Source organism: Streptomyces sp. NPDC058678, from assembly GCF_042714835.1.
In the GTDB taxonomy this organism is placed as follows: domain Bacteria; phylum Actinomycetota; class Actinomycetes; order Streptomycetales; family Streptomycetaceae; genus Streptomyces.
In genome coordinates this window covers 82,802-91,628 of record NZ_JBHXSG010000039.1, presented here as the reverse complement: position 1 = coordinate 91,628, position 8,827 = coordinate 82,802, and the positions used below count along the sequence as shown (strand labels likewise).

Below are 8,827 nucleotides of genomic sequence, written 5' to 3'. Positions count from 1 at the left end.
GCCGACCCCCACGGGCAGCCCGACCCCCCCCGTCTCCCCCCCCCGACCCCCGACCCGCCCAACCCCGCACCTCCCACAGGCGGGGCCCCGGCGGGGCAAGCAGACCCCGCCGGGCACACGGCATCGGAGACGTCCCCCTAGTCGCGGACCGGCACGCGGTCCGCCTCCGTCTCCTTCACAGTGGACTTGGCGACCACGACGGACGGCTGAGCGCGACGCGTGGGCCGCAGGCCGGTGAGTGTGATCAGGAGCCCGGCCGCCGCGACCAAGGTCACCACGACCAGTCCGGGCCGGTAGCTGTCCAGGACGGCCTGTGGGCCGGCGTTCTCGGGCGCACCCGCGGTCACCACGGCCGTGACGATGGCCAGGAAGATCGCGCCGCCGACCTGGACGGAGGTGTTGAGCAGGCCGGAGACCATGCCCTGCTCGTGATCCTCGACGCCGTTGGTGGCCTGGATGTTGAGGGACGGGAAGACCAGTGCGCAGGCGGCGCCGATGAGCAGCATCGACGGCAGGATGACGGCCGCGTACACCGGGTCGAGGTCGACGCGCAGGAACAGCGCGTACCCGACGACCATCAACGCGAAGCCCGCCGCGATCAGCCGCTGGGTGCCGTAACGGTCGACGATCGAGCCGACCTTCGTCGAGGACAGCGCAACCAGGGCGCCCGCGGGCAGGAAGGCGAGCGCGGTGTGCAGTGCCGACCAGCCGAGCAGGGACTGCATGTAGAGGGTGACCAGGAACTGGAAGCCGACGTACGAGCCGAAGAACGCCATCGCGCCCAGCTGGGCGCGGATCTGGGTGCCGGAACGCAGCACGCCGAGCCGGATCAGTGGCCCTGCCGAGCGCCGCTCGACCAGGACGAACACCGTGAGCAGGACGGCGACGGCGAGGAAGGACAACAGGGTGCGGGCCGAGGTCCAGCCGGCCTCCGGGGCCTGTACGACGGTGAAGACCAGCAGCAGCATCGAGGCGGTGCCGAGGACGGCGCCGGGGATGTCGTACCCGTTGTGGTCCTTCTCCCGGGCGCTGCGCGGCAGCAGCTTCAGGCCGGCGGCCAGGGCGATCAGGGCGATGGGGGCGGGCAGCAGCATGGTCAGGCGCCAACTGGCCTCGGTGAGCAGGCCGGACAGCACCAGTCCCATGGAGAAGCCGGTGGCGGCGCAGGTGGTGTAGATGGAGAGGGCGCGATTGCGCAGCGGGCCCTGTGGGAACGTCGTGGTGATGATCGACAGGCCGGCGGGGGCGGTGAAGGCCGCGCTCAGGCCCTTGATGAAGCGGCTGGCGATCAGCAGCGGGCCCGAGTCGACGAGGCCGCCGAGCAGTGAGGCGAGGGCGAAGACGCCGAGGGCGATCAGGAAGACCTGGCGTCGGCCCAGCAGGTCGGCGGCCCTTCCGCCGAGGAGCAGCAGGCCGCCGTAGCCCAGGATGTAGCCGCTGACGATCCATTGCAGCGTCGAGGTGGACAGGCCGAGGTCGGCGCCGATGGACGGCAGGGCGACGCCGACCATCGACACGTCCAGCGCGTCCAGGAACATCGCGGCGCACAGGACCAGCAGAGTCCCCCACAGCCGGGGCGTCCAGCGCCCTTCGGACGCGGGGGTGGTGAGCGGAGAGGTCATGGCGGAGACACTACATGCGCATGCATCGGATGCAAACGCATTTAATTCTGATGCAACAAAGTCGTTCCTCTGTTACGGTGCGCCCATGGCGGCGAAGAAGGCCGAGCAGACGCTCGCGGCCCAGTGGCGGGACATCCTGGCGCTGCATGCGCGCACCCAGTGCGAACTCGACCGCGCACTGCATCAACACGGCCTGTGCGGCAGCGACTTCGAGGTGCTCGACGTGCTGTCCGAACAGCGAGCGGACGGCGTCTGTTCCTACCGCGTCCAGGAGATCTCCGAGCGCGTCCACCTCAGCCAGAGCGCGCTGTCGCGACTGGTCGCCCGGCTGGAGAAGGACGGCCTCGTCGAGCGCGGAATGTGCGCCGAGGACCGGCGCGGCGTCCGGGTGGCGCTCACGTCGAAGGGCCGCGCGCTGCATGGCGACGTGCTGCCCCTGCAGCGCGCGGTACTGACGAGGATGCTGGCCTCCGGCTGAGCCGCGCTCGGTTCACTCGACGGCGGACTTCTCCCGCCACAGTTCCGCGAGCGAGGCGTCCCCGGACACGGCCGGCAACGGCAGCCGGTTCCACAGCGACAGATACAACTGCGCGGCGGGCCCGGCCACTTCACAGTCGGCCTCCCCGGTGTCGCCCCGCTCGGCCGCCGGCGGCTCCTGAGTCAGTCGTACGGTCCACAGCGCGCCGTCGGTGTCCGTCGCCCGTACCCGCAGCACCCGGGGTTCCTCGGTGCGCACCCTGCTCTTGGCGCGGGCGTGGAACCCGAGCAGCAGCTCGTCGATGCCGTCCACCGCGAAGTCGTCGGCGATCTCGCTCGGAGCGCCGCCCCTGGCCGACTCGGCGTCGATCCGGTGCACGGCCGTCTCGTGCGCCTGCCGCCGGGCCCAGAACGCCAGCGGCGAGGGCGCGGGCAGGAAGTGCCAGCACCGGACGTCGGGCGAGGCGGAGCGCAAAGTGTCGACGAGCCGTTCGTGGCCCTGCCGGAACCAGGCCAGCAGCTCTGCGCCGTCGAGGTCGGGCGACTCTCCGAGGGGGCGGTACGAGGTGTGTCCCTCGGCGACGAACGCCGCCGCCCAGCGATGCACCATGCCCGTGTGCCGCAGCAGGTCCGTCACCTGCCACCCCGGGCAGGTCGGCACCTTGGCACCGGTGCCGGCCTCCTCGGCGGCGGTGGCCAGCAGCCGGCCCTCTCGGTCAAGTGTCGCTATGAACTCGGCAGTCTCCATGGGAGTGAGTGTGCCGGACGGATGCGATCCAGGAGGAGGAATTCACGCGCGGCAGCGGTGGTCCGGTGTTCGGGTGAAGCGACCGCGCCGGGCAACCGACACGTGTCATCAGCCCGTGGCCGCCCGGCGGATGAGGAATCCGATCACCGCGGCTACCGCCGCCAGCGCGGCGACGCTGGTGAGGGCGATCGGCAGGGAGAACCAGTCAGCCATGAAGCCGATGGCGGGTGGGCCGAGGAGCATGCCGCCGTAGCCGAGGGTGGAGGCGACGGCGACACCGGTGGGGCCGGCCAGGGCGCCGGCGCGTTCCACGGCGACCGGGAAGATGTTGGCGAGCCCGAGTCCGGTGACGGCGAAGCCGAGGAGCACCATCCACACCTGCGGGGCGAGTGAACCGAGGACCATGCCCACGGCCGCGGTGGCGCCGCCCACGACCACGGTCGGCGTCCGGCCGAGGCGCTGGAGGAGCGTGCTGCCGGTCAGCCGGCCGATGGTCATCGCGAGCGCGAAGCACGAGTACCCCGCGGCCGCGATGCCGGGGGACGCGTCGAGGTCCTGTTGCAGGTGCAGGGCGCCCCAGTCGGCCAGGGCGCCCTCGCCGTACGCGGTGCACAGCGCGATCAGACCGAAGACCACGACTGGTCCGCGGGTCCGGCCGTCCAGGCGGGCCCCGGAGGGCTTCTCCCGCTGCTCCCGCTCCGGTGGCACCGGGGGATCGATGCGCAGCAGTGCGGGACCGGCCGCGGCGGTCACCAGCAGGCCGACGACGGTCAGGCCGAGCAGGTGCTCGGTGGGGGAGAGGTGGTCGGCGACCAGTCCGCCGAGGCCCGCGCCGATCATGCCGCCGAGGCTGAAGGCGGCGTGGAAGCTGGGCATGATGGGGCGCCGCAGTGCGGCCACCAGGTCGACGGCCGCACTGTTGAAGGCCACGTTGATCCCGCCGTACGCCGCGCCGAACACCAGCAGGACGGCGGCGAGCGAGGCCGCGGAGTGGGTGAGCGGGGGCAGCGCGACGCTCAGGGAGAGGAGGACGGCGCAGACGACGGTGACGCGGTGGTTGCCGTAGCGGCGGCAGAGGCGGCCGGTGACGATCATCGTGATGACCGCGCCGGCGGAGACGCCGAGGAGAGCGAGGCCCAGGGTGCTGGCGGAGGCGTCGGTCTGGTCCTTGATGGCGGGGATGCGGACGACCCAGCCGGCGAAGACGAAGCCGTCGAGGGCGAAGAAGGCGGTGAGGACGACGCGGAGCCGGGTGAGGGTGTTGCCCGGCACGACGTTGTGCGTTCGGGCTTTGTTTATTTGCGGCACAAATTCAGGCTAGGTGGGTGCCGGGGAGAGGGCAAGGAGCGGGGCGGTGACGGCAGGGGGATGCCTCGCCGGACACGGAGCGGGTCCGCATCCGGAGACGGGGCAGGGCCGCAGTTGGAGCATGGGCGCAGCCGGAGCCCGGGTCAAAGCCGCAGCCGGGTCGGAGCCGGAGCCTCAGCCGGGTCAAAGCCGCAGCCGGGTCGGAGCCGGAGTCTCAGCTGGGTCAAAGCCGCAGCCGGGTCGGATCCGGAGCCCGGGTCGGAGCCTCAGCCGGGTCGGAGCCGCAGCCAGGCCGGAGCCCCTGCAGCCGCAGCCGCAGCCGCAGCCGGAGCCGCAGCCGGGCCTGAGCCCGAGTCGGGGCCGCTCGCTCGGTCGCGGCCGTGCCTCGTCGGCGACGTGGCCCGCGCCGACGCCGACCGGGTCGCGGGGGAGTTTCCGCTCAGGATCGGGGCTACGGTCTGCCCTGGTGGCTGGGACGACGGTGCGCAGAAGCACCGGCTTTGGCCCCTCTAAGCTGCTGGAACACGCATCCGCTTTCAGAGAACCGGACACGGCTCGTGTTTTCACGGGTCCGCTCACCACGGACAGGGGACGACGCATGGCGGCACCGCAGGACCGATGGAGCGCCTTGCTGGACATACTGACGCGCGACGGGCGGATCGAGGTCGAGGGCGCCGCGGAAGCACTGCAGGTCTCCGCTGCGACGATCCGACGGGATCTGGACGAGCTGGCACGTCAGCAGATGGTCACCCGTACCCACGGCGGCGCCGTGATCAACACCATCGCGTACGACCTTCCGCTCCGCTACAGGGCGGCGCGCAACGCTCCGGAGAAGGAGCGGATCGCCAGTGCGGCGGCGGGCCTGGTGAGGGCGGGTGCCGTGGTGGGTCTGAACGGCGGCACCACGACCACCGCGGTCGCCCGCGCACTGGCCATCCGGCCCGAGCTGAGTACGGAGGGCTCTGGCTCCTCGCTGACGGTCGTCACCAACGCGCTGAACATCGCCAACGAGCTGGTCGTGCGCCGCCATGTGAAGCTCGTCGTCACCGGGGGAGTGGCCCGCCCTGCCTCGTACGAGCTCACCGGACCGCTCGGCACCGAGATGCTCGCTCAGATCACCCTCGACCATGTCTTCATCGGCGTCGACGCGATCGACGTCCGGCACGGGGCCACGGCCCAGGACGAGGGCGAGGCCGGAATCAACTGGGCGTTGGCCCGCCGCGCCGAACAGGTGATCGTGGTCGCGGACTCCTCCAAGCTGGGTCGGCGGGCCTTCGCCCGGATCTGCCCGGTGGAAGACGTCCATGTACTGGTCACCGACAAGGCGGCGGGCCCGGAGCTGACCGATCCGTTCGCCGCGGCGGGTGTGGAGATCGTCCGGGCCTGAGCACCTTGGCGCGTCGCAGTCAGGTCACTTGATGCCGCCGGCCGTCAGACCGCTGATCAGATAGCGCTCCACGAAGACGAACAGGACGACGACCGGCACGATCGCGATCAGCGAGGTGGCGAACAGGTACTGCCATTGCTCCTGGTACGCCGTGACGAATCCGGGGATGGCCTTGGTCAGCGTCGTCCGGTCGCCCGACGAGGTGATGGTGAGGGCGACGACGTACTCGTTCCAGGCCCCGATGAACGTGTAGACCAGCGCGGTCACCACTCCGGGCAGTGCCAGCGGCAGGGTGACCCTGACCAGCGCGCCCAGCCGGCCGGCCCCGTCCATGTAGGCCGCCTCCTCCAGCTCCTTGGGGATGCTCGCGAAGTACGCGTTGAGGATCCAGATGCAGAACGGCAGGTTGAACGCCGCGTTGACCAGGATCAACCCCTCCGCGGTGTCGGTCAGATCGAGGCTGACCATCTCCCGGTAGATGCCCACCAGCAGTGCGGTCGGCGCGAACATCTGGGTGACGAGCACCAGCAGCAGGAACGCGCCGCGGCCACGGAACCGGTTGCGGGCGGTGTAATACGCGGCGGGCAGCCCCACGGCAAGGGCGAGGAGCGTGGACATGCCGGCGACGTACAGGGAGAACAAGAGCGCGTCGGAGACCGGTGGATCCTTCAGGGACCAGACGTCGGCGAAGTTCGACCACTCCCACCGGTGCGGCAGATAGGACGGCGGCGACTTCATCAGTTCCGGCGTCGGCTTGAGGGCCGTCAGCAGCATCTGCAGGTACGGCGCCAGGAAGAACAGGGCCACCAGCCAGCCCACAGCGGTGAGGACGACGGTGCGAAGCCGGGGCGGACGCCGCCGGGTCTTTGCCGGCCGGGCCGTCGCGGTGGGGGCTGCTGTGGACTGGGCTGTTGTGGACCGGGCCGTGACGGCGGACATCAGCCGATCTCCTCTCGACTGCGGACGACCCGCAGATACACCAGCACGACCAGGAGGATCAGCGCGAAGTTCACGACGGCCATGGCCGCCGACTCGCCGACGGCCTGGTTGTCGAACGCGAGCTTGTACATGTAGGTGGTGGTCGTGTCGGTGGCGAAGCCGGGACCGCCGCGGGTCATGGCCCAGATGACCGGGAAGGAGTTGAACACGTTGATGACGTTGATGATGGCGGCGACCAGCAGGGAGGGGCGCAGCAGCGGCAGCGTGACGGAGAGATAGGTGCGAGCGGGTCCCGCGCCGTCCAGGCGAGCCGCCTCGTACACCTCGCCGGGGATGGTGCCCAGGCCGGAGAGGATGACGAACGCGGTGAACGGCAGGGAGACGAAGACCGCCACGGCCATCATCCAGGCGAACGCCTGGACCGGGTGGGCCAGCCAGTTCACCGGTTTGTCCAGGATCCCCACGTCCATCAGTACGCGGTTGACGACGCCGTAGAAGTTGTTGAGCATCCAGCGCCAGGTGAGCGCCGTCATCAGGACCGATGCCGCCCATGGCACGATCAGCGCCCAGCGGACCAACCGGCGCCCGGGGAAACGCGAGTTGAGCAATTGCGCCAGCGCCAGCGAGACGATGATGGTGACCGTGACGACGCCCACCACCCAGACCAGGGTGCGCAGCACCGCGCCCGGCAGGTCCGGCTCGGCGAACAGTTCGGCGTAGTTGGCGCCACCCGCGAAGCCGCGGGTCAGACCGGTGGAGCTGATGTCCATCAGGGACGTGCGGACCATCTCGACGACGGGCCAGATGACGACGGCGAGGATCAGCGCGAGCGCGGGGCCGATCCACAGCAGCGGCTCGAGCGACCGCAGGCGGCGACCCTTCCGGGCCTGGTGGGAACCGGGTGCCGGTGCCACCGACGTCCGTTCCTCTCCTGCCCCGGCCCCGGCGGTGCGCGTGGTGACGTCCTGTACGGCCACCCCGTCAGCCGTCCTTCTCGGCGGTCTCCTGGATTTCGCCCAGGACCTTCTTGGGCGCGGCGCCCGACACGGCGGTGCCGATACGCTGCTTCACAGCGCCCTCGACGGCCGACCAGTTGGGGTTGTCGGTGGGAGCGAACCGCGCGCCCGACAGGGCGTCGACGAACGGCTTGTAGTAGGTGGCGTCCGAACTCAGCGCGTCACCGGCCGACTTGGTGACCGACAGGAAGCCCTCGGTGGACAGGAACTTCGAGGCGTTCTCCTTCTGGTAGAAGAAGTCGAGGAACTTGTTGACGGCTTCGCGGTTCTTGCCCTCGTCCTTCTTGAAGGACACCAGGTAGTCCTGGACACCGAGCGTGTTGTGCGTTGTGCCGTCCTTGCTCGGCAGCGGCGCGACACCGTAGTTCAGGTTCTTGTCGACCGTGTCGATGAAGCCCTTGCGCATGAAGACGGCGCCGTTGATCATGCCGATCTTCCCCTGCGCGAACTGGTTGAAGACGTCCTTGCGGTTGGTGGCCTCGGGGTTGGGCTGGGTCAGTCCGGCCTTGGTGAGCTTCCGCAGGAAGTCCAGTGTCTCGACGTTGGCCTGCTGGTCGACCGTCCACCGGCCCGACTTGTCGGTCCAGCCGCCGCCGTTGTTCATCGCCCATATGTAGAACTCGGCCTGGGCCTCCTCCGCGCCGAGCGGCAGGCCCAGCGGGATGTCCCCGGCCTTCTTGATCTTCCTGGCGGCGTCCTCGACCTCGGCCCAGCTGGACGGCGGCTCGGAGATCCTGGCCTTCGTGAAGATGTCCTTGTTGTAGAAGAAGAGCCGCGCGCTGGAGATGAACGGCAGCCCGTACTGGACGTTCTCGTACTGCGCCTGGTCGGCGAAGAGGGGCAGGAAGTCGTCGAGCACCTTCGGCGACACGACGTCCTTGGCCTGGTAGATCAGGTCGTCGCGGGCGAAGTCGGAGAACTTGTTGTAGTTGAGGACGTCGGGTTCCTGCCCGGTCTGGATGTACGTCTTGACCTTGGAGTCCAGCTGCTCCCAGTCGACAACCTCCAACTCGACCCGGTAGCCGGGGTTCTCGGCCTCGAACGCCTTGATGAGGTCGTCCCAGTAGGGCTGGGTGTCGTCGTCGTACTTGGCGGCCACGAATCTGATCGTCTTCCCGTCGGAACCGCCGCCGGACGAACCTCCCTTGCCGCATCCGCCGAGGACCAGGGTGAGGGCCACACCTGCTGCGATGCCGATGAGGTGTCGTTTCACGAGGTACCACCTTCGCTGCAACCTAGTGATTGTTTCTGCTCGAAACTGGCTTACTTCAAGCACGAATCACCATCATGCCCAACAGGTTGCGCACGGTGTCAAGGGAAGAACGGTTGC

8 protein-coding genes are annotated in these 8,827 nt (G+C 69.6%); 2 read left to right on the top strand and 6 right to left on the bottom strand.

Features of this window, described 5'->3' with window-relative positions; all coding sequences use genetic code 11:
* Positions 1-137: 137 nt before the first annotated feature.
* Positions 138-1,622, bottom strand: coding sequence for an MFS transporter (locus tag ACFWWR_RS30555; RefSeq protein WP_383873349.1), 1,485 nt, complete (start codon positions 1,620-1,622; stop codon positions 138-140).
* An 85-nt stretch (positions 1,623-1,707) separates the two neighbouring features.
* Between ACFWWR_RS30555 and ACFWWR_RS30550 the strand changes: the two genes are divergently transcribed.
* On the top strand, positions 1,708-2,100 hold the full coding sequence (locus tag ACFWWR_RS30550) for a MarR family winged helix-turn-helix transcriptional regulator (protein ID WP_383873352.1): 393 nt from the start codon (positions 1,708-1,710) through the stop codon (positions 2,098-2,100).
* Positions 2,101-2,112: 12 nt separating this feature from the next.
* Here the strand turns inward: ACFWWR_RS30550 and ACFWWR_RS30545 are convergent, their stop codons facing one another.
* Entirely contained in the window at positions 2,113-2,847 is a 735-nt protein-coding gene (locus tag ACFWWR_RS30545; protein ID WP_383873354.1) for a maleylpyruvate isomerase family mycothiol-dependent enzyme, read from the bottom strand.
* A gap of 108 nt (positions 2,848-2,955) precedes the next feature.
* Positions 2,956-4,119 (bottom strand): MFS transporter, encoded by a 1,164-nt coding sequence (locus ACFWWR_RS30540; protein WP_384306586.1) that lies wholly within the window; start codon positions 4,117-4,119, stop codon positions 2,956-2,958.
* Between the two features lie 634 nt (positions 4,120-4,753).
* Here ACFWWR_RS30540 and ACFWWR_RS30535 point away from each other — a divergent pair.
* A complete protein-coding gene (locus ACFWWR_RS30535) occupies positions 4,754-5,542 on the top strand; it encodes a DeoR/GlpR family DNA-binding transcription regulator (RefSeq protein WP_383873356.1) in 789 nt (262 codons plus the stop codon).
* A 24-nt stretch (positions 5,543-5,566) separates the two neighbouring features.
* Here ACFWWR_RS30535 and ACFWWR_RS30530 read toward each other — a convergent pair whose 3' ends face one another.
* Genes ACFWWR_RS30530 through ACFWWR_RS30520 form a run of 3 tightly spaced genes read right to left on the bottom strand, consistent with a single transcriptional unit; the run spans position 5,567 to position 8,710 of the window.
* On the bottom strand, positions 5,567-6,481 hold the full coding sequence (locus tag ACFWWR_RS30530) for a carbohydrate ABC transporter permease (RefSeq protein WP_383873359.1): 915 nt from the start codon (positions 6,479-6,481) through the stop codon (positions 5,567-5,569).
* Entirely contained in the window at positions 6,481-7,458 is a 978-nt protein-coding gene (locus ACFWWR_RS30525) for a carbohydrate ABC transporter permease (protein ID WP_383873361.1), read from the bottom strand. Before ACFWWR_RS30525 ends, ACFWWR_RS30530 begins: the two co-directional genes overlap by 1 nt.
* Before the next feature lie 4 nt (positions 7,459-7,462).
* On the bottom strand, positions 7,463-8,710 hold the full coding sequence (locus ACFWWR_RS30520; RefSeq protein WP_384306563.1) for an extracellular solute-binding protein: 1,248 nt from the start codon (positions 8,708-8,710) through the stop codon (positions 7,463-7,465).
* Between the last annotated feature and the right edge of the window lie 117 nt (positions 8,711-8,827).

Bases quoted from the DNA above. Each gene is read 5' to 3' on its own strand.
- ACFWWR_RS30530 (WP_383873359.1), bottom strand. From the start codon at position 6,481: ATGTCCGCCGTCACGGCCCGGTCCACAACAGCCCAGTCCACAGCAGCC.
- ACFWWR_RS30550 (WP_383873352.1), top strand. From the start codon at position 1,708: ATGGCGGCGAAGAAGGCCGAGCAGACGCTCGCGGCCCAGTGGCGGGAC.
- ACFWWR_RS30545 (WP_383873354.1), bottom strand. From the start codon at position 2,847: ATGGAGACTGCCGAGTTCATAGCGACACTTGACCGAGAGGGCCGGCTG.
- ACFWWR_RS30555 (WP_383873349.1), bottom strand. From the start codon at position 1,622: ATGACCTCTCCGCTCACCACCCCCGCGTCCGAAGGGCGCTGGACGCCC.
- ACFWWR_RS30535 (WP_383873356.1), top strand. From the start codon at position 4,754: ATGGCGGCACCGCAGGACCGATGGAGCGCCTTGCTGGACATACTGACG.